General features: G+C 68.1%; 17 protein-coding genes and 2 tRNA genes. 7 read left to right on the top strand and 12 right to left on the bottom strand.

What is annotated here, in order from left to right; all coding sequences use genetic code 11:
• The first annotated feature begins 44 nt into the window (after positions 1–44).
• Complete coding sequence (locus AB4Y75_RS11230; RefSeq protein WP_441435962.1) at positions 45–383, top strand: hypothetical protein; 339 nt, start codon at positions 45–47, stop codon at positions 381–383.
• On the opposite strand, the gene AB4Y75_RS11235 is transcribed toward AB4Y75_RS11230, so the two are convergent.
• From AB4Y75_RS11235 to AB4Y75_RS11250, 4 genes are all read right to left on the bottom strand, one after another.
• Entirely contained in the window at positions 312–686 is a 375-nt protein-coding gene (locus AB4Y75_RS11235) for a hypothetical protein (RefSeq protein ID WP_441435963.1), read from the bottom strand. The two genes, AB4Y75_RS11230 and AB4Y75_RS11235, sit on opposite strands and share 72 nt — an antisense overlap.
• A gap of 95 nt (positions 687–781) precedes the next feature.
• A complete protein-coding gene (locus AB4Y75_RS11240) occupies positions 782–1,618 on the bottom strand; it encodes a sigma-70 family RNA polymerase sigma factor (RefSeq protein ID WP_441435964.1) in 837 nt (278 codons plus the stop codon).
• 43 nt (positions 1,619–1,661) lie between these two features.
• Positions 1,662–1,835 carry a hypothetical protein gene (locus AB4Y75_RS11245; RefSeq protein ID WP_441435965.1) on the bottom strand — a complete coding sequence of 58 codons (174 nt, stop codon included), beginning with the start codon at positions 1,833–1,835 and terminating at the stop codon, positions 1,662–1,664.
• A 434-nt stretch (positions 1,836–2,269) separates the two neighbouring features.
• Entirely contained in the window at positions 2,270–3,094 is an 825-nt protein-coding gene (locus tag AB4Y75_RS11250; protein ID WP_441435966.1) for a hypothetical protein, read from the bottom strand.
• Between the two features lie 670 nt (positions 3,095–3,764).
• On the opposite strand from AB4Y75_RS11250, the gene AB4Y75_RS11255 reads away from it, so the two are divergent.
• Positions 3,765–4,664, top strand: a complete 900-nt coding sequence (locus AB4Y75_RS11255) for a winged helix-turn-helix domain-containing protein (protein ID WP_441435967.1) — start codon at positions 3,765–3,767, stop codon at positions 4,662–4,664.
• Positions 4,665–5,096: 432 nt separating this feature from the next.
• Positions 5,097–5,621, top strand: coding sequence for a SixA phosphatase family protein (locus AB4Y75_RS11260; RefSeq protein ID WP_441435968.1), 525 nt, complete (start codon positions 5,097–5,099; stop codon positions 5,619–5,621).
• On the opposite strand, the gene AB4Y75_RS11265 is transcribed toward AB4Y75_RS11260, so the two are convergent.
• The 6 genes from AB4Y75_RS11265 to AB4Y75_RS11290 form a co-directional block, all read right to left on the bottom strand.
• Positions 5,536–6,138: a hypothetical protein gene (locus AB4Y75_RS11265; RefSeq protein WP_441435969.1), complete on the bottom strand. Its 603-nt coding sequence runs from the start codon at positions 6,136–6,138 to the stop codon at positions 5,536–5,538. The genes AB4Y75_RS11260 and AB4Y75_RS11265 overlap by 86 nt on opposite strands.
• Positions 6,139–6,219: 81 nt before the next feature.
• Entirely contained in the window at positions 6,220–6,915 is a 696-nt protein-coding gene (locus tag AB4Y75_RS11270) for a TetR/AcrR family transcriptional regulator (protein ID WP_441435970.1), read from the bottom strand.
• Positions 6,912–8,963: a YhgE/Pip family protein gene (locus AB4Y75_RS11275; protein WP_441435971.1), complete on the bottom strand. Its 2,052-nt coding sequence runs from the start codon at positions 8,961–8,963 to the stop codon at positions 6,912–6,914. The genes AB4Y75_RS11270 and AB4Y75_RS11275 overlap by 4 nt, the downstream gene beginning before the upstream one ends.
• A complete protein-coding gene (locus tag AB4Y75_RS11280; protein WP_441435972.1) occupies positions 8,960–9,712 on the bottom strand; it encodes an ABC transporter ATP-binding protein in 753 nt (250 codons plus the stop codon). The genes AB4Y75_RS11275 and AB4Y75_RS11280 overlap by 4 nt, the downstream gene beginning before the upstream one ends.
• A gap of 97 nt (positions 9,713–9,809) precedes the next feature.
• The gene (locus AB4Y75_RS11285) at positions 9,810–11,282 is read right to left on the bottom strand and encodes an aldehyde dehydrogenase family protein (protein ID WP_441435973.1); all 1,473 of its coding nucleotides are present in this window, start codon (positions 11,280–11,282) and stop codon (positions 9,810–9,812) included.
• A complete protein-coding gene (locus tag AB4Y75_RS11290) occupies positions 11,279–12,544 on the bottom strand; it encodes an amino acid deaminase/aldolase (RefSeq protein ID WP_441435974.1) in 1,266 nt (421 codons plus the stop codon). Before AB4Y75_RS11290 ends, AB4Y75_RS11285 begins: the two co-directional genes overlap by 4 nt.
• A 106-nt stretch (positions 12,545–12,650) precedes the next feature.
• On the opposite strand from AB4Y75_RS11290, the gene AB4Y75_RS11295 reads away from it, so the two are divergent.
• The 3 genes from AB4Y75_RS11295 to AB4Y75_RS11305 are packed head-to-tail and all read left to right on the top strand — an operon-like array spanning position 12,651 to position 16,177.
• The gene (locus tag AB4Y75_RS11295; RefSeq protein ID WP_441435975.1) at positions 12,651–13,589 is read left to right on the top strand and encodes a LysR substrate-binding domain-containing protein; all 939 of its coding nucleotides are present in this window, start codon (positions 12,651–12,653) and stop codon (positions 13,587–13,589) included.
• A gap of 45 nt (positions 13,590–13,634) precedes the next feature.
• Entirely contained in the window at positions 13,635–14,939 is a 1,305-nt protein-coding gene (locus tag AB4Y75_RS11300; RefSeq protein WP_441435976.1) for a D-arabinono-1,4-lactone oxidase, read from the top strand.
• Between the two features lie 56 nt (positions 14,940–14,995).
• On the top strand, positions 14,996–16,177 hold the full coding sequence (locus tag AB4Y75_RS11305; RefSeq protein WP_441435977.1) for an MFS transporter: 1,182 nt from the start codon (positions 14,996–14,998) through the stop codon (positions 16,175–16,177).
• Between the two features lie 119 nt (positions 16,178–16,296).
• On the opposite strand, the gene AB4Y75_RS11310 is transcribed toward AB4Y75_RS11305, so the two are convergent.
• Positions 16,297–16,370: transfer RNA gene (locus AB4Y75_RS11310), tRNA-Arg, on the bottom strand.
• Between the two features lie 251 nt (positions 16,371–16,621).
• A tRNA-Arg gene (locus AB4Y75_RS11315) sits at positions 16,622–16,695 on the bottom strand.
• 265 nt (positions 16,696–16,960) lie between these two features.
• Here AB4Y75_RS11315 and AB4Y75_RS11320 point away from each other — a divergent pair.
• Positions 16,961–18,790: a phosphoenolpyruvate carboxykinase (GTP) gene (locus AB4Y75_RS11320; RefSeq protein ID WP_441435978.1), complete on the top strand. Its 1,830-nt coding sequence runs from the start codon at positions 16,961–16,963 to the stop codon at positions 18,788–18,790.
• Positions 18,791–18,847 lie beyond the last annotated feature (57 nt).

Here is an 18,847-nt window from a genome sequence, read left to right on the forward strand (position 1 = left end):
AGGAACCGGCCGACCGTGACTGAGCGCGAGGCAAAAGGCCCGGGATGAACTCACCTGAAGGCACGCAGGACGAGCATCCGCGAGCACGACATACGACGGCGACGGCCTGGCTGCGGCTGCTCGCCTTACTCGCCGGCGTCGTCGTCCTCTCGCTGTGGGCGGCCGGCGTTCTGCCCACCGTGCCCGCGATCGTCGCCCTGGGTTTTCTCGGCCTGATCCACCTGGCCGGCAGCATGGTCCGGGCTCATGATGAGATGACCCGCCGCGTCCAGGACGTGGTCGATGCCCGGGGTGCTTCCCCTGGGACCGGTTCAGGGTGCGTCGATCCCGATCCGGCGCCAGCAGACCCGTCCGTCAAGGAATTCCAGCGACTCGGTGAATGAGGTGCCCGCCTCGTCCCGGTAGTCGATGACGAGCATGTTGTCCCCGGTGATCAGACCCTTGAGGTGAATCGCCTCGGAAAGATCCCACCGGAAGTCCGGATGCTTCAGCGCTGAGACGAGTTCCGCTGACGAGCGCAGCGGTTCTGAGTTCTGCTCCACGCCGAGATGGAATTCGATGTCCTCCCCGACCAGGCTGGAAATGGATTCGATGTCCCCCGATCGCCACGCATAAATCCACCGAGTCGCGAAACCCAGAAGAGAAAGATTTCGCCAGCACTGCTGAGGACCGGGCACGTCAGGCATTCGGGCGATTCCTTGGCATGAACATGCCCGCGCGAAAGGGGCATCTGTCGGGATTTCACATGAGTGTATCGCACGTCCGTGAGGCATTGTCCGCATCAGGTATTCCCTGCCGCATAATGACTGGCCACCGACGCGCTGATGCGGCTGAGAAGGCCCGTGGGATCGGGTCCGTGATATGCCGGTTGAGATGCGAAGATCAGTGCCACGAATGCCCAGAGCATGAAATGTGTCATGTAATCCTTCCAGGGCCAGCCGGGGGGCCGTTTGCCGTCCTGAACCCGGAAAACGCCGCTGTCCAGCAGCTCCGCGAGGGCCCCGCCGCACCACCGGCACGTTTTGAGGTGGGCCTCGAACATCGCTTTCTTCCGGGCCGTGAGCGCGTCACTCAGATAGGCGGGAACATATTCGAGAGTGAACTGACAGTCGTCGGATCCTCGTTTTCCCAGCTGCTCCCGGAGATACGCGACCCGGAGAGCTCTTTTGGCGCGGCGGTGCAGTGCCACCGTCGCATTCGGTGACAATCCGAGCGTGGGGGCGATATCCCGCGGCTGCATATCCTCGATATCGAGATACCAGATGATCATGCGCCATCGTTCGGGGAGTGACTGAAACGCCCGTCGTGCCGACTGGTTCTCAAATGCCGCGACGACGCGATCGGTGACTTCCGGTACTTCTTCCACCGAATCCATGTCATCGGAGGGGAGTTCACGGCGCTTGCGCCGGGAATTGCGCCAGACCGTACGCGAGACGCTGGAGAGAAGATAGGGAAGGAACACCCCTTGTGGTCCCCGGCCGGATTTGATGGCGGACAGAATGGCTCCGAAAGTGTCATTCACCGCGTCCTCGGAGGCGCCATGGTCCTGGGTCAGCGCGTAGGCGATCCGGTAGGCGGAAGCGCGGTGCTTCGCGAAGAGTGCTCCGAACGCGCTCATGTCCCCAGCGCGTGTGAGGGAGAGCAACTCGGCGTCGCTGCCCCTAGGCAACAAGATCTCGTTCGCTCGGATGATGAGGGGTGCCTTCCGAGGCGAACCGGTGCTGAGGTCCGCCGTGCGTCCGGTGCGCCATCAGACCGGAGAGCCCGATGAGAGCGCGGTGTTCCTTCTTGAAAGCCGATGCGAGCGTCCTCCGGTCGAGGTACGTCTTCTCCATTTCCACCCCTTGATGATTCCTCAGGAGAAACATTCATACCCTTTTACGCAACACGACAGAGATGCAGGAGGGGTGTTCGCATCTTCATGTGAAGGAAGATGCTCACACTTTCACGCGGCTGAACCCGGAGGTGCGCGAGTCGGCCCGGTGTGTGGAAACTGAGTTCCCGGACCGCGATGTGAAGAAACATGATGTCTCACCGTTGGCGATGTGCAGTGACTCGAGAACGGTGAGCACGCCCCCATGCCACTGGTCTCGAGGCGGGTAGCCCACGACGGTCTGGCCGAAGCAGGTCACCCACTGGAAGAGACATAGCCGGTCGCCTGCGGTCTGTGACGCGACCACGCCGAGGAAATCGAAAAATTCCTCACGCTGCCGTCAGGCGCGGGCCTGAAGGAGTCCGTCACGCGGGGCGGTTCGGGACCGGTTGAGGCTCAGTACCAGTTGTTGGCGTAGTGGAATCCGAGGGCGCCACAGGGCGATCCGTACCGCTCGGAGACGTACTTCAGGCCCCAGGTGATCTGGGTCTTGTAGTTGGTCTGCCAATCCGGAGCGACGGAGGCCATCTTGGTGCCGGGCAGTGCCTGGACGATGCCGTAGGCGCCGGAATCAGCGTTCTGCGCGGTGGTCTTCCACCCGGACTCGCGAGTCCAGAGGGTCACGAGGCACGGCATCTCGCCGGCGCCCCAGCCGTACTTGCCCAGCTGAGTCGCGGCGAAGGCCTGCGCAGCGGCGGGATCGTCCACCGTCTTGGGCGGTGCGGCCTCCTCCTTCAGCGCATCCACCGCGTCCTTCAGGGCGGCGGCCTGGCTGGCCGCCTCGCGGGCCGACTTGCTGGCTTCCGCGCCGGCGGAGACGCTCTCCGAGGAGAGGGTGGCGAGGACGGAGAAGTCGAACTTCTGGCCGACACTGACCTTGCGGAACTGAGGAGCGCTGAGCTTGACCTCGGGCGCGGACTGCACGGTCGGCGCCACCGGGGTGGTGTCCTGAGCGGCGATCGACGCCTGTGCGGCGAGCCCGCCGGCCAGCGTCAGGGTCAGAACCGAGCCGACGACGGCGGCGCGGGCCCCGCGGGTTCGGGGAAGGAGGCTGGGGAGCTGGCTGAGGATGGAACGCTTGGGCCGGCCGCTCGGCGCGGCGGCAGCCGACGACCGGAACCCTGTGGTCCGTTCATCGCTGCGGGGGCTCCCGGTGGCGCGTACAGCGCGGGACCTCGCGGCGGCTCGCCCGTCGGTGGTCCGCGGTCGGTTCGCGGTCATGCTCAACCCTTCATGCTCCTGGAAGAGGCGGGTCCCTGGATTCCGGACGCGGGCACCGAGGCGGTGCCCTGCTGGTTCCGGCGGACGCTCCGCCCCGCCATCAGTCTAGGCGGCGGACGCGCTCATGTCACATTTAGGTAACGACGCTGGTCCTCTTTCGACCCCCTTCGCGGAGGGCCCACGTCCGCTGAGGCGTCCACGATGCGGTCAAGTGGATCTGACACGAGTTTCAGTTCACAGTTGAACGAATCGCACCCAGGAGGGCGAATCAGCGCAGAAAATTCGATGAATCACGCGAAATCTGACCGTGAAAGGGTTGATTCGCATCTCACGGAGCCACTTGCCAGAATGGTGAAATCCATCACAATGGACACTTTTGTCTCACGATGTGGACGGCTGTGAGCTTTGTTACTTGCAAGTTCTGTTTGTTACGTTGCACACTCGGAGATGTGAATACCAAATCAACAGCATCTGCAGCCGCAGTAACCCTCCCCAGCGCACCCGCTGGCCGGATGGCTGGCTGTTGTCGAATGTGCGCCTGAACTCCACCCCTCAGTTCAGGCAACCGTCCTCACCCCCGCCCAATGAAGGGCACTTTCCTGATTCATTGCGGGGACTCAACATTCGAGCCGCGATGACGGCAAATTCACTCTCAGAGGTTTGAAACAACATGTCAGTTGCATCCGGATACGTCCACATCTCCCTGCGGAATGCCAACAAGGCTCCTGCCGTCCGCCCCGAATTCGCCAACCGGCCTGCCGCTCCGCAGCAGTACCCGGCAGGCTACAACGGCCAGCTCACCTCCGCGGCCGCCCCGGCTCAGCAGCCCGGCTACCCGCAGCAGGGATACGGCCAGCTCCGAGCAGTCCCGCAGCCGGGCACTCCCGCCGCTGAGGGCCACCCCCTGACCGCACCCACCCCGGTGATCGCCCGTGGCGCCAACGGTGCCGTGGCCCGGCCCGCCGCCGGAACGCCCACGGTCGCCCGCGGGTTCGTCCTGTACGTCGGGATCGACGAGGAGACGGCCGCCGCCTCCGGTCAGTCGATCGCCAAGCTGGCCCAGGAGATCCGCGCCTACGCTCAGTCCCTCGTGCAGGGTGCCGAGAGCTACGCCGCCGTCGCGGTCGCCCCGGCCAGCGCACCCGGCTCGGCGCTCGACGTCGTGCGCAGCACCTTCGGTGACCCCACCGTCGCCAACCGCCAGCGTGTCGAGGCGCCCCGTCCGGCCGCGGTTCCCGATCAGCGTCCCAGCGGCGTGCTGATCGACCTCGCCCGTCGCGAGGTCCACCTGGACGGCGACACCCTGAACCTCACGTTCAAGGAGTTCGAACTCCTGAACTACCTCGTGGAGAACGGCACCCGCACCGTGGACCGCGAAGAGCTCCTGGAGAACCTGTGGCGCAACGCCGAGGAAGTCCCCAACGAGCGCACCATCGACGTGCACATCCGCCGCCTCCGCTCCAAGCTGGGCCGCCTCGCCAACACGGTCCGCACGGTCCGCGGCCAGGGCTACCGCTTCTACGAGCACCCCGAGGTGGTCGTCTGGGCCGCGCCGGAGTACTCCATCTGACGGTTTCGGTTTCTGAGAAGGACGGGGATCCCCTCCGCGCCTGCGCTTCGGTCCGCCGCTCCTGACGCTCTTCCTTGCGGAAGATCGCAATGCGGCGGATCGAAACGCAACAACGGCGCTGACGGGGATCCCCGTCCTTCTCTGTTCGCCGCGTCAGATGCGGTGCATCCGGCTTCGTGGGAGGGTTGCCCGTGAGTGGGGCCGGTCCTTTGCGAGCGAGTGGGTGACCTGACCCTGCGGAGGTGACCGGCCGTCCACGCAGGGGTGCCGGGGGTATCCGGAGAGCGCCGTTGTTGCGTGAAAGCCCCGCCGTCCGCGTGATCCGAGTCTGCGCGCAAGAGCCGGCGGGGCTGGAGCGCAGGCGCCGGAGGAAGCCCGCGGCACCCCTACCCCGAGGACCGAACACCAACTCCCCGGGGATAGTGTTTTCCCATGAGTGAGCATCATGTGAAACGCCTGATCGTCATGCGTCATGCCAAGGCGGATTGGCCTCTGGGGGTGCCCGATCATGACCGGCCCCTGGAACCCCGCGGACACCGCGATGCGGCGGCTGCCGGGGCCTGGCTCCGGGAGTCCGGCAACGTCCCGGACTTCATCCTCTGCTCCACCGCGCTGCGGACCCGGCAGACGTGCACCTGGGTGTGCGAGGAACTGGGCGAGAAGGCTCCGACGCCCAAGCTGGAGTCGGGACTCTACGCCTCGACCGGACGGCGGATGCTCACCGTCATCAATCATGTGCCGGAGACGGTGACCAGTCTGATGATCATTAGCCACATGCCGGGTGTGCAGGACCTCGCGCTGCTCCTGGCGGACCGGGATTCGGACCAGGCGGCGTACCTGGACATGGCGGAGCATTACCCCACCAGCGGGATCACCGTGCTTGAGAGCGTGAAGCCCTGGGCGGAGCTGGACGGTCAGGATGCGCGCCTGACGTCCTTCGAGGTGCCCCGGGCCTGACGGTAGGTTTCGGCACCGGGCGGGCCCCACTCCGGCTGTGCGTGCCGCTCCTGGACCCTGCGGCGCCGCGCGAAGCGGATCCGCTCCGGCGTGACCCGGCGGGCGTGCGGCTCCGGCCTCCGGTGGCGCCGGGCCTCCTGACGGGCCAGACGCTGCCCAGGAACAGTAGCAGAGCCGCGGGGAGGCCCGCGGCGAGGCTCAGGAAGAAGTACAGATCGCTCCCGGCCCCCGGTCCCGTGGTGTGCATCCGGTCGTAGCCTTCGGAGAAGCCGAGGCCCCAGAGGCGGACGTAGGCCAGGGCGAACGTGACCGCCACGGTGGTGAGCGCCCCGGCTGCGAGCAGGGTCTTGTTGCGGCGCAGAATGGCGACCGACGCGATCGCGCAGACGAAACCGATGAAGGCGCACACCACCAGGAGGACCAGGCCCAGGGTCTCCGGGGCCAGGACCGTCTGGATCAGGAGCGCGGCGCAGGCCAGGGCCGCGCCGAGCATGATCTTGGTGGTGAGCAAGCGCATGACGTCATTCTTTCAGAGGGGTCTGACAGTTTTCGGTGCCGGTGCCGGTGCCGGTGCCGGTGGCGGAGCAGTGGCAGCGTCTCAGCGCGCCAGGTACCCCTTCACGAAGGTCATGATGGCCTCCACGCTGGCCTCCTGGGACCGCCCGGGATGGAAGCTCTTGCGGTCCAGCCCCACGATGAAGCAGGCCCCGAAGATCGCCGCCTCCAGGCCGCTCCGGGACACGTCCTGGTTCACGGCGTACCGCTGACCGATCCGGTCCAGAGCCTGAGAGATCACGTCGAGCAGTTCGGCCCGGAGCTCCCGCATCAGGTCACGCCACTCGTTCTCGGCCTTCCAGTTCTCGTTCATCCACAGCTGCCCGAACGAGGGGTAGTCGTCCAGGAACGCGATCGCCTCGGACACCACGGACTCCATGGCCGCCACGGGATCGTCCACCCCGGGCACCGCTGCGAAACGGGCCAGGAGGATGTCCACGCCGTGCCGGAGCAATTGCGCGATCAGCTCGGACTTGCTGCCGAAGTTGTAGTACACCGTGCCCTTGGAGACGCCGGCCTCGGCGGCGATCTCATCCACGGTGACCTCGGCCGCGCCCCGCTCGCCGATCAGCTGCATCGAGGCGTCGAAGATCTTCTGCCGGGAGGCGGAGGTCCGCTGGGGACGACGACGGCGGCCCGCGCCGTCGTCGTCGCCCGCACCGGGAGCGCCGCCCACTCCGCCGGCGTCGCCGCCCGTCTGCGGCAGCCCCGCGAGGGCGCCCGGCCCGGCGGGTCTCATACCGAGATCTCCGGCTTGAAGCTCTTCAGGGTCCAGAGCTTGTGCTTGTGCACCGCGAGGGTGGACATCGCCATGCCCAGTGCCGCGTAGCCCACCAGGCCCAGCATGATCGGCGCCACCATGGACAGGTCACCGCCGTAGATGAGGTGGCGCATGCCGGTCACCACGTAGCCGAGCGGCAGGATGTCGTGCACCACGTGGAACGGTTCCGGGGTGGTCTGCCAGGGGAAGGTGCCTCCCGAGGAGACCAGCTGGAGCACCAGCAGGATGAGCACCACGAACTTGCCCGGTGTCCCCAGCAGGGCGCAGATGCCCTGGATGAGAGCCGTGAACGCCATGGCCGCGAAGAGCAGGAAGACGAACGTCAGGGCCGGGTTGGCCGATTCCAGCTTCAGGCCGAGCGTGACCACCGCCCACAGCAGGGCGGTCTGCACGGCAGACACCACGAAGAACGGCAGCCATCCGGCGATGCCGATCTTCCAGGACGGCGCGTTGGACGCCAGGGCGCGCTGGGTGAGCGGGCGCATGGCCTGCACCAGCATGAACGCACCGATCCACAGGGACAGGCTCAGGAAGAACGGAGCCAGGCCGGCGCCGTACGTGGTCGCCTTGGTCTGGGCGAGCTTGTCCACGGCCACCGGATCGGACATGACCTTGGAGACGCTCTCCCGCTGGGTGGCGTTCGGGTTGGGGATCTGGCCCGAACCGTCGGCGAGCTTGGTGGCGAGTTCCTTGCCGCCGCTCGCGGCGGACTTGGCCCCGTCCTGGAGCTTGGCCGCACCCGCATTGAGCTGGGTGGCGCCCGCGTTGAGCTTGGTGGCTCCCTGGTAGGCGCTCTGCTCGCCGGCCGCTAGGGTCTTCGCGCCATCGGCCAGCTGGTAGGCGCCGGAGTTGGCCTGGTTGATGCCGTTCACCAGGGTGGGGGCGGAGTCGGAGAGCTTCTTGGCGCCGGCGGCCACAGCCCCTGCGCCGTCGGAGAGCTTCTGAATGTCCGCGGCGGCGCCGTTGATCTTCGCCTTGGCGTCCTGAACGGGGCTGGAACCCTGGACGGTTTTGAGATCGGCCTGGATCTTGTCCGACTGCTCCTGGGTGAGGACCTCGTCCTTCACGAGCTTGCTGAGCGTGGTCTTCACGTCCGCGTCGGCCTGGGTCTCCACGGTCCGGAGGTCCTTCACGGCACCCTGGACCTTGGCGTTGAGCTGGGCGTTCCCGGCGGCCACCTGGGCGGCGCCGTCGGCCAGCTGCTTGGTGCTGGACGGCAGCGGGGCGGCGCCCTGGCTGAGCTGCGCGAGTCCGCTGCTCAGCTTGTTCGCGCCGTCGGACAGCTTGTTGGCGCCGGCCACGAGCTGGCCCTGGCCGTTCACCAGCTGGCTGGCGCCGGAGCTCAGCTCCGTGGTGCCCTTGTGCAGATCGGTGGTGCCGGTCTGCAGCTGGGCGAGGCCGTTGGAGAGGGTCTTGGCCCCGTCCGCGGCCTTCACCATGTTCTGGTGGATCACCCCGAAGCCGGTGAGGAGCTGATCGGCCGTCTGCTCGCCGACCTCCTGGGCGACGCTCGCGTGCACGGCCGTGGTGAGCTTGTCCACGATGGTGCTGAGCAGATAGTTGTTGGCGTCATTGGTGGTGACGTTGAGCATCGCCTGGTGCGCCGAGTCGAACGTCGACGGCGAGACCAGGTTCTTGGAGAAGTCCTTCGGGATCTTCAGGGCGAAGGCGTACTTGCCCGTCCGCACGCCCTCGTCGGCCTCCTGCGAGGTGGGCACACGCTGCCAGTCGAAGAGGTGCGCGTCCACGAGCGAGTCCGCGACCTTGGCGCCGGCCTTGAGCTCCTCGCCCTTGGTGCCGTCCGGCTTGGACGGGGTGGCTCCGGTGTCCTCGACCACCAGGGCGGCCTTGATGCCGCTCAGGTTGTTGTACGGATCCCAGTTGGCGTAGAGGTAGATGGCCCCGTAGAGCAGGGGCACCAGGGACAGGGCGACGATGGTGAGCTTCGGCAGCACACCACCGGTCATGCGCTTGAGCTCGGAGCGGGCCAGGCGTAGAACGGTCACTTCTCTTCCTCCACGTTCTCATCCGCACTCTGCATCTCATTCGACGGCGTTTCACCCGTCGACGCCGGCCGGGCTTCCTCCACGGCTTCCGCGTCCTCTTCGGCGCCCGGCGGCAGCTCCGCATGCGGAACGGAGTTGCCGATCACCGCGCTGGGGCCCTCCCAGCCGTCCGGCAGCGCCGAGACGACGGCGACGACGGCGAGCGGCCGCCCGGCGTCGTAGGCGAGGTCCTCGCAGCGCTGCAGCCAGACGGCGGGATCGGCGCTGTGCCGGTCGGGGGAGTCCAGGACCAGGAGGTCCACCGCGGGATCCGCGAGGGCCAGCTGGGTCAGGAGGCTCACGCGGCGGTCCGCCGGAAGTTCGTCCACCCAGAGGTTCTCGACGTCCTCGAAGGCGTTGAGCTTGAGCCACGGCTTGGCCAGGAGCGCGCCGCGGTAGCGACGGGGGACCAGTGCGAGGTCTTCGGTGACCAGATCGCAGACGGAGAGGTGCTGTTCGGGCTCGTTGATGCCGGGGGAGTCCACGAGGGCCGAGGTCTTGCGGACGGTCTTGAGCCGGGTGCTGCCGTTCCAGGAAAGGTGACCCGAGGACGGTTTCATGCGTCCGCTGAGGGTCAGGGCGAGGGCGGTGCGGTCATCCTGGTTCTCGCCGCGGACCAGGAGCAGTTCGCCGGGGGAGACACGCAGTGAGGTGGCGGGCAGGAGGTCGGTCCTGCGGCCGTTCACCTGGAGCGCACGGGCTTCGAGCATGGGGAGGTGCCTTTCGTGAAGAACGTCTGTCTCCAGAGTATCTAAACTGACTGGTCAGTTCAAATAATTCTTCACGTCCCCGATGGGCCCGCGTTCGCTAGCGGCGGGCTCCATGCACCAGCCGCACCAGCCGGCTCATGAGCCGCACCTGCCAGGCTTCCCGGCGGAAGGACAGCACCGGCACGGGCAGCGGGAAACGCTGCCGGGCCACGCTGTGAGGACGGGCGAACTCCCGCAGGCCGTCCGCGCCGTGGATCCGGCCGAATCCCGAATCCCCGGTCCCGCCGAAGGGCAGCGCCGGCACCAGCGCGAAGGACATGACGCTGTTGATGGACGTCATGCCGGCCCGGACCCGGCGCGCCACCGACTCGGCACGGGCGAGATCCCGGCTGTAGACCGCACTCCCCAGACCGTAGACGCCCGCATTGCTCTTCTCGATGGCCTCCTCCAGCGAACCCACCCGCGTGACGGTGAGGGTCGGTCCGAAGGTCTCCTCGCGCACCGCTTCGCTGTCCTCCGGCACGTCCAGCAGGATGACGGGCTTCACGAACGGCGGCGCCACCGACTCCTCGCCACCGGTCGCCGCGCGGCCGCCGTCCGCGAGCGCCGCCTTGATGTGGCGCAGCACCGTGTCCGGCTGGCTGGGCATGGTCAGCGGCCCGATACGATCGCCGTCGCCCGGGCCTGCGGTCACGGAGTCCGCGATCCGGCAGAGCTCGGCCACGAAGGACTCGTAGACGGGCGCCTCCACATAGGCCCGCTCCATGCCGATGCAGGTCTGCCCGGCATTGCCCCAGGCGCCGAACGCCACATCCTGCGCCGCGGCACGCACATCGGCGTCGGCGGCGATGATCGCGGCGTCCTTGCCGCCGGCCTCGATGACCACGGGGGTGAGGGTCTCCGCGCACGCGGCCATGACCTTCTTGCCGGTGGCCGTGGAACCCGTGAAGGCGAGTTTGTCCACGCCGGAGTGGCACAGCGCCGCCCCCGTGGCGCCCAGACCCGTCACGAGCTGGAGGACCGGCAGCTCCGGCACCGCACGATGGAAGGCCTCCACGAGCCAGGAGCCGACCGCCGTGCTGTATTCGCTCGGTTTGAAGACCACGGCGTTGCCCGCCGCCAGGGCGTACGCGATCGAGCCCATGGGGGTGAACACCGGGTAGTTCCACGGCCCGATCACGCCCACCACCCCGAGCGACTGGTACTCCACGCTCGCCGCCAGATTGGCGCCGAGCACGCCCGGCCGCACCGAGCGCCGTCGCAGGACCCGTTGGGCGTTGCGCGCGGCCCAGTCGATGTGCTCGACGGCGGCCATCACCTCCAGCCGCGAATCGTCCACCGGCTTGCCCGTCTCCTCCCGCATGAGAAGCGCCAGCTCGTCCAGTCCTGCCACCACGGCGTGTTTGAACGCCTGCAGCCGGCGGAGCCTGCCGTCGAAGCCCAGCCCGCCCCACCAGGCCGCCGCCTCCCGGGCGCGTTCGACGGACGCCGTGACCGCACCGTCGTCGTCCACCGGGAAGGTGGCCACCACGGCTCCGGTGGCGGGGTTGAGGGAGTTGAAGGTGCTCATCCGAGGAATGCCTTTCCTTCGCCGCGGTAGCTGGGGACGGACGCCACCAGCCGATCGCCGTCCACCACGTGCAGGGTGTCGACGTGTTCACAGAGTTCGCCGGCCTTGGCATGCCGGAACCAGACCCGGTCGCCCACGGACAACGAGTCCGCGGCGGGGCCGTGCACGGGTGTCTGCACCTCGCCCGCACCCTCCGTGCCGAGCAGGCTCAGCCCTGTCGGCCAGACCGGTCGGGGCAGGCGGTCGGGCCCGGACGGGCCGGACGCGACCCAGCCGCCACCCAGCACGGTCGCGAATCCCGGGGCCGGCTTGCGGACCACGGGCAGGGCGAAGAACGCTGCGGGCTGCGGGTGGAACGCCCGGCACCCGTCGAAGAGCCCAGGGGCGTACAGTCCGGATCCGGCCGCGAGTTCGGTGACGGCCGCCTCCGCGCCCGTGGTCTCGAAGCTTCCGGTGCCGCCGCCGTTGACGAATTCCAGCGGGGCGTCCGCGGGCAGGGCCCGGCGCACCGCGGCGACGGCCTCGCCGCGCCGGGCGGCGAGCTCCCTGCCGGACAGGGCGTGCAGTGCTCGGATCTGCGCGCGGTGCAGGGCCGATCCGGAGTCGTCCCCGAGCCCCGCGATCTGACCTTCGTAGGACATCACGCCTACGAGCCGGAATTCCGGGCGACCGGCGATCGCGTGGGCCAGGGCGGCCGCCTCCGCCGGGGTGTGGACCGGAGAACGCCGCATGCCCAGGTGCGCCCTGCCGCCCGCCAGCCGCAGCGAGGCGTCCAGGTCGAGACAGAGCCGCAGCGGTGCGTCCGGGCTCGCGAACGGCGCCAGGAATTCCAGCTGCTCCACGGAGTCCACCATGAGCGTCACGCGCTCGCGGGCGGTGGCGGAGTGGGCCAGGGCCGCCAGCGCCGTGCGGTCGGCGGTGGGATAGGCGACCACGACGTCGTCGAACTCCTCGGCGAGCCAGAGCGCCTCGGCGAGCGCGTAGGCCAGGATGCCCCGGAACCCGGGGAGGTCGAGCACAGCCCTCAGCACGGTGCGGCTGCGGATCGATTTACTGGCCACGCGGATGGGCTTGCCGTGAGCCCGGCGCAGCAGATCCTCGGTGTTCCGGCGGAGGGCGGGCAGGCTCAGCACCGCGAGGGGCGCCTCGAGGTGGGCGGTGGCACGGTTCAGGGCGGCGAAACCACCGGCGCCGGTGAAGCCGTCCCGCCGCGCGGAGCCATCCGAGGCGAGGCTGAAGGGGAGTTCGGGACTGCCGGGCATACCCCGACTGTGACACGGCGCACAGGGCGAGGGGAAACACCTGCCTTGGCGCAACTCACATCGACCTGTTGTCAATCACGGGGCCCGCTCTCAGAATGAGGGGGTGATGGACGTGAACACGCGCCGGCTGCGCTACTTCGTGGCGGTGGCCGAGGAATTGCATTTCAGCCGTGCCGCGGCCCGCCTCTTCGTCGCCCAGCAGGCGCTCTCGAAACAGATCCGCGAGCTCGAGGCGGAGCTGGGCGTCACGCTCCTGAACCGGACCACGCGGCGTGTGGAGCTGACCGAGGACGGCGAGCACTTCCTCGACGTGGCCCGGGGAGTCCTGGAGGCCTGGGACGACGGCCTGCGGCGCGTCCGGCAGACGAGCCGCGCGAATCAGAGGGTGCTCCGTCTCGGATTCGTGGTGGGCGCGGCGCTGGAGCTGACGCGGCCGCTCCTGGCGGAGTTCGCCCGGCGCCATCCGGACGTGGAACTGCGCCTCCAGGAGGCGTCCCTGAGCGATCCCAGCTGTGGCCTGGCCGACGGCGGCAGCGATCTGGCCATCTTCCGCCCGCCCCTGTCGCTGCCGGGGCTGAAGCGGCTGCCGCTCTTCGTGGAACCCGTGGTGGCCTGCCTCGCCTCGAGTCATCGTCTGGCGGGCCGGAGCATGGTGTCGCCGACGGAGCTGCTGGACGAGCCGCTCACGGTCGGCGGAGGGCACGACGCCGCGTGGCGGGGTTTCTGGACCCTGTCCGCCTTCCGCGCGGAGGGTCACCCGACCCGGATCGTGGAGACGTCCTCGCCCACCGAGGAGGCGGAGCTGGTGGCCGGCGGCGTGGCGACGGCCCTGACCGCGGCGGCCATGGCGCGCTACCTGGTGCGCCCCGGCCTGGTGTACGTCCCCGTGGAGCCGCACCCTGGCTCGGAGGTCGCGCTGGCCTGGCGGGCCGACGCCGAGAGCGACGTCATCTCGCTCTTCGTGGACGTGGCCCGGGATGTGCGGGACACCGAGCGGGAGCTGATCCGGACGATTGAGCATCCCGTGGTTGTGAATTCGGCCTGATCGAGTGTTTGTGCTCCAGCTCACATCGGCCCGAGCATGGAGGCCATGTGGAACAACTGGGCCGGAGATCAGGCCTGCACTCCGGCGCACTTCGCCCAGCCCGCCTCGGTGGACGAGGTCCGGGACACCGTCCGGGAGTCCGCGCGGCAGGGACGGGGCGTCCGGGTGGTGGGCGCCGGTCACTCGTTCGGTGACAACGTGCTCACCTCCGGCACGCTGCTGTCCCTGGACCGTCTGAGCGGAGTCCTCGGCGTGGACCGGGAGGCCGGCACCGTCCGGGTCGCGGCCGGGACCCGGCTGCATGAGCTCAACCGTCTGCTGGACGGGCACGGGCTGGCCCTGGCGAATCTGGGGGACATCGACAGCCAGTCCGTGGCCGGCGCCATCTCCACCGCCACGCACGGCACGGGCCGGAACCTCGGGAACCTGGCGACCTTCGTGCAGGACGTGGAACTCGTGACCGCACAAGGTGATGTCCTCCAGGCGTCGGCCGCCGGCCGGGACGTCCTGGAAGCGGCCCGGGTCTCGGTGGGCGCCCTCGGCGTGATCACGGCGTACACCCTGAAGGTGGTGCCGTCCTTCACCCTGCACGGCGTCCAGGAACCGGCCGCTCTGGACGAGACGCTGGAGCGGCTGGACGACCACGTCGACGGCAATGACCACTTCGAATTCTTCAGCTTCCCCCACAGCGGCACCGTGCTGGCCAAACGGACCAACCGAGTGGACGGCCCTGTCCCGGGACGGGGAACCAGCACCACGGGCCGGCTGCGCTCCTATCTGGAGGGCGAGCTGCTGGAGAACACCGCGCTGGACCTGGTGTGCCGGCTGGGCCGGGCCCGGCCCGGACTCATTCCCCGGCTCAATCGACTGGCGACGGACCTGATCACCCCGACCTCCCGCACCGGCACCAGCCACGAGGTCCTGGTCAGCAAGCGCAGCGTCCGCTTCACCGAGACCGAGTGGGCACTGCCCCGCGAGGCCTGCGCCGAAGCCCTGACGGAGATGCGCCGGCTGGTGACGTCCCGTCGCCTGGACGTGAACTTCCCCTTCGAGGTGCGCTTCGTGGCGGGGGACGGCGAATCCCTGCTCAGCCCCGCTTACGGGCGCGAGAGCTGCTACATCGCGGCGCACATGTACCGGGGCATGCCCTGGCAGGAGTTCTTCACCGCCGTTCAGGACGTGGCGCTCTCCTACGGAGGACGTCCGCACTGGGGCAAGCGCCACAGCCTCTCCGCCGACAGGCTCTCGGGTCTGTACCCCCGCTGGGACGATTTCCAGCGGGTCCGGCGCGAGCTGGATCCGGACGGCCTGTTCGCCAACGACCACGTCCGCCGCATCTTCGGCGCCTGAATCCCGGCGTCTCGAACCGTGTGCGAAACCCTGAGCGAAGCCCCGAGGAGATGGACATGAGCCAGCCAGCCGCCGTCGTACGTGCCGAGGGGATGACCGCTCAGCGGGTGGCGGCCAGCGCCGCCTTCTTCATGCAGGGTTTCCTCTTCATCACCATGACCACCCACTTGCCGCAGATCCAGGGTCTCTTCGGACTGGACGCGGCCACTCTGTCCCTGGTGCTCCTGGGCATGGTGGTGCTGGCCGGCGTCGGATCGGTGCTGGCCGGGCAACTGGCCCGGCGGTTCGACTCCGCCCAGGCTCTCAGGGTGGGCCTCGGCCTGATCGGGGCCGGGGCTCTCGGCGTGGGACTGGCCCCGGATCTTGTGCTGTTCTGCGTTCTTCTGGCCGTCTACGGGGTGGGGCTCGGAACGGTGGACGCCTCCATGAACATGCAGGGGGTGGCACTGGAGCACCGGCTGCGGCGCACCCTGCTGCCTGGTTTCCACGCGTCCTGGACCGCGGGCGGCATCGTCGCGACGCTGGCCGCTCTCGCTTTCGGGGAGGTCGCGCTCGCGGCCTCGGTGACGCCGTTCGGCGTGGTCGCCCTGGCGCTGACCGCCGTGCCGTTCCTCCGCCGGGACAAGGGCCAGGAGGTCGACGCCGAGGGGACGCAGGTGAGCATCCCGTGGAAGCGGCTCCTGCCGGTCGGGCTGGTCCTGGTGCTCTTCTACATGGTGGACACCGCGGCCTCCACGTGGGGTCCCGCCTATCTGCACGACCTGTTCGGAACGGGTCTGGGCAATGTGGCCGTGGCGACCCTGCCGTATCTGGTGGCGTCGCTCCTCGCGCGGCTGGCGGGCGACTGGGCGGTCGGCCGGTTCGGGGCGGTGCGGCTGCTGCGTGCCGCGGCACTGCTCTCCGCAGCGGCTCTCGCCGTGGTGGTCCTGGCGCCGAATGCGGCGATCGCGGTGCTGGGCTTCGCGGTCCTCGGTTTCGGGGCGGGCATCATCGCGCCGCTGTCCTTCTCCGTGGCGGGTTCCATCGCTGCCCTGGGACAGGACGGCGGCGCAGACGACCCCGTGCGCCGGAGGCGGGTGGACTCAGTGATCGCGCGGTTCAACCAGTTCAACTATGTGGGGGCACTGCTGGGGTCCGTGCTGACCGGCCTGGTGGGCGCCGATTCCCTGCGCCTCGGATTCGCCTTGCCCTTGGTGCTCGTCCTGGCGATCCTGCCGCTGGCACGCGCGTTCCGGTAAACCAGCGCACTTCGGCACACCAGTGCACTTCGGCACAACTGAGGGGGAACGCGAAAGCCCCGGTCCGTGGACAGGGGCTTGTCTGTGTTTCCACATGTTCTGCGTTTCAACAGACGCTGTGCGCCCAAAGGGATTCGAACCCCTGACCTTCTGTTCCGTAGACAGACGCTCTATCCAGCTGAGCTATGGGCGCATGTTTCTCCCGGGAGATTTCCCGTTCGAACCTCGAAATACTTTACCCGAAATCCTCGCAGGATGCACGACGGCGATCGGCCGGTGTTCCGGGCCCTGCGTTTCGGCGGCCGTCGGGTGCGGGGGAGGGCCGGGCGGCTGTTCTCCTCGCCCGTGGCCGGACAACGAAAAAGCCCCGGTCCGTGGACCGGGGCTTGTCTCTGTTTCCATATGTTCTGTGTTTCAACAGACGCTGTGTTTCCACATACGCTGTGCGCCCAAAGGGATTCGAACCCCTGACCTTCTGTTCCGTAGACAGACGCTCTATCCAGCTGAGCTATGGGCGCATCGGTGTCATTCCGGAAGTGACTCCCGGTTGAACCTTCATAAACTTTACGGGAACTTCCGGCGGCTTCCAAATCGACGGCCGGTGACGCCCCGCACATGTACCGGTCTACGTGACCTTAATCACAAAAAGGGCCGGAAAGTGCGATTCGACCACGGAAAACGTCCCGAAAGCGGATCGTTCGTCAAATATTGCTGAAAATCCGTCCAGTGGTCCATACCTACGATTGAGACACCCGCCCAGGAACCCATCGAAAAGGACTCACTATGGGAAATCTGACGACGTCTCGCCTGACAGCTGACGCCCCCACCACCCACCAGAAGCTTCTGGCCTGGGTCGAGGAAGTGGCAGAGCTGACGCAGCCGGACTCCATCTACTGGGTGAACGGTTCTGAAGAAGAGTACGCACGCCTGACCACTGAACTGGTCGAGGCCGGCACCCTGGTCCCCCTCAACCCGGAGACCTTCCCGAACTCCTTCGCCGCCTTCTCCGATCCGGCCGACGTGGCCCGCGTGGAAGAGCAGACCTTCATCTGCTCCGAGAAGGAGGCCGATGCCGGCTTCACCAACAACTGGATGGCCCCCGCCGAGATGAAGGGGAAGCTGAACACCCTCTTCGCCGGCTCGATGCGTGGCCGCACCATGTACGTCATCCCGTTCGTCATGGGTCACCTTGACGCCGAGGACCCCAAGTTCGGCGTCGAGATCACCGACTCCGCCTACGTGGTCGCCTCCATGCGCATCATGGCCCGTATCGGCACCGAGGTGCTGGACAAGCTCACCGCCACGAACGCCTTCTTCGTCCCCGCGCTGCACTCCGTGGGAGCTCCGCTGGAGCCCGGTCAGCAGGACGTCGCCTGGCCGTGCAACCCGGACAAGTGGATCGTGCACTTCCCGGAGGAGCGCTCGATCGTCTCCTACGGCTCCGGCTACGGCGGCAACGCCCTGCTCGGCAAGAAGTGCTTCTCCCTGCGCATCGCCTCGGTCATGGCCCGCGATGAGGGCTGGCTCGCCGAGCACATGCTGATCCTGAAGCTCACGAGCCCGGAGAACAAGACCTACCACGTGGCTGCGGCCTTCCCGTCGGCCTGCGGCAAGACCAACCTCGCCCTCCTGGACCCGACCATCACGGGCTGGAAGGTCGAGACCCTGGGTGACGACATCAACTGGATGCGCTTCGGCAAGGACGGCGAACTCCGCGCGGTGAACCCGGAGGCCGGCCTGTTCGGCGTCGCGCCCGGCACCGGCTGGGGCACCAACCCGAACGCCATGCGCGCCATCGCCAAGGGCAACAGCATCTTCACCAACGTCGCCATGACCGACGACGGCGGTGTCTGGTGGGAGGGCATGACCGAGGAGACCCCGGCGCACCTCACCGACTGGCAGGGCAACGACTGGACCCCCGAGTCCGGCCGTCCGGCCGCGCACCCGAACTCGCGCTTCTGCACGCCGATCGACCAGATCGACATGCTGGCGGAGGAGTACTTCGCTCCCGAGGGTGTCCAGGTGGACGCCATCCTGTTCGGCGGACGCCGCAAGACCACCATCCCCCTGGTGACCGAGGCCCGTGACTGGACCAACGGCATCTTCATGGGTTCCACGCTCTCCTCCGAGACCACGGCCGCCGCGGCCGGCGCCGTCGGCGTGGTGCGGCGCGACCCCATGGCCATGCTGCCGTTCATCGGATACAACGCCGGCGACTACCTGAAGCACTGGATCTCCCTGTCCGCCCAGGCGAACCCGGAGAAGCTGCCGAAGATCTTCCTGGTCAACTGGTTCCGCCGCACCCCCGAGGGTGGCTTCGCGTGGCCCGGGTTCGGCGAGAACTCCCGCGTCCTGAAGTGGGCCATCGAGCGCATCGAGGGCAAGGCCGAGGCGGTCGAGACCCCCATCGGTTTCGTGCCCACGGCCGGTTCGCTGGACACCGAGGGCCTGAACGTCTCCGCCGAGGAACTGGAAGCCGCCCTGGCCTTCCGCCCGGAGGAGTGGGAGGTCGAGGCCGCGAGCATCGAAGAGTGGTACGGCAACTTCGGTGAGGCCCTCCCTGAGGACCTCCGCGCCGAGCTCGACGGTCTGAAGAGCCGCCTGGCGTCCTAGCCCGCGGACTTTCGCCGACGACAGAACCCCCGGAGTTCCGGGGGTTCTGTCGTTTTC

Origin of the sequence: Arthrobacter sp. RAF14 (genome assembly GCF_052114185.1) — a bacterium.
Classification (GTDB): domain Bacteria; phylum Actinomycetota; class Actinomycetes; order Actinomycetales; family Micrococcaceae; genus Arthrobacter_E.

Bases quoted from the DNA above. Each gene is read 5' to 3' on its own strand.
- AB4Y75_RS11230 (WP_441435962.1), top strand. From the start codon at position 45: ATGAACTCACCTGAAGGCACGCAGGACGAGCATCCGCGAGCACGACAT.
- AB4Y75_RS11235 (WP_441435963.1), bottom strand. From the start codon at position 686: ATGCCTGACGTGCCCGGTCCTCAGCAGTGCTGGCGAAATCTTTCTCTT.
- AB4Y75_RS11240 (WP_441435964.1), bottom strand. From the start codon at position 1,618: ATGAGCGCGTTCGGAGCACTCTTCGCGAAGCACCGCGCTTCCGCCTAC.
- AB4Y75_RS11245 (WP_441435965.1), bottom strand. From the start codon at position 1,835: ATGGAGAAGACGTACCTCGACCGGAGGACGCTCGCATCGGCTTTCAAG.
- AB4Y75_RS11250 (WP_441435966.1), bottom strand. From the start codon at position 3,094: ATGACCGCGAACCGACCGCGGACCACCGACGGGCGAGCCGCCGCGAGG.
- AB4Y75_RS11255 (WP_441435967.1), top strand. From the start codon at position 3,765: ATGTCAGTTGCATCCGGATACGTCCACATCTCCCTGCGGAATGCCAAC.
- AB4Y75_RS11260 (WP_441435968.1), top strand. From the start codon at position 5,097: ATGAGTGAGCATCATGTGAAACGCCTGATCGTCATGCGTCATGCCAAG.
- AB4Y75_RS11265 (WP_441435969.1), bottom strand. From the start codon at position 6,138: ATGCGCTTGCTCACCACCAAGATCATGCTCGGCGCGGCCCTGGCCTGC.
- AB4Y75_RS11270 (WP_441435970.1), bottom strand. From the start codon at position 6,915: ATGAGACCCGCCGGGCCGGGCGCCCTCGCGGGGCTGCCGCAGACGGGC.
- AB4Y75_RS11280 (WP_441435972.1), bottom strand. From the start codon at position 9,712: ATGCTCGAAGCCCGTGCGCTCCAGGTGAACGGCCGCAGGACCGACCTC.
- AB4Y75_RS11285 (WP_441435973.1), bottom strand. From the start codon at position 11,282: ATGAGCACCTTCAACTCCCTCAACCCCGCCACCGGAGCCGTGGTGGCC.
- AB4Y75_RS11290 (WP_441435974.1), bottom strand. From the start codon at position 12,544: ATGCCCGGCAGTCCCGAACTCCCCTTCAGCCTCGCCTCGGATGGCTCC.
- AB4Y75_RS11295 (WP_441435975.1), top strand. From the start codon at position 12,651: ATGGACGTGAACACGCGCCGGCTGCGCTACTTCGTGGCGGTGGCCGAG.
- AB4Y75_RS11300 (WP_441435976.1), top strand. From the start codon at position 13,635: ATGTGGAACAACTGGGCCGGAGATCAGGCCTGCACTCCGGCGCACTTC.
- AB4Y75_RS11305 (WP_441435977.1), top strand. From the start codon at position 14,996: ATGAGCCAGCCAGCCGCCGTCGTACGTGCCGAGGGGATGACCGCTCAG.
- AB4Y75_RS11320 (WP_441435978.1), top strand. From the start codon at position 16,961: ATGGGAAATCTGACGACGTCTCGCCTGACAGCTGACGCCCCCACCACC.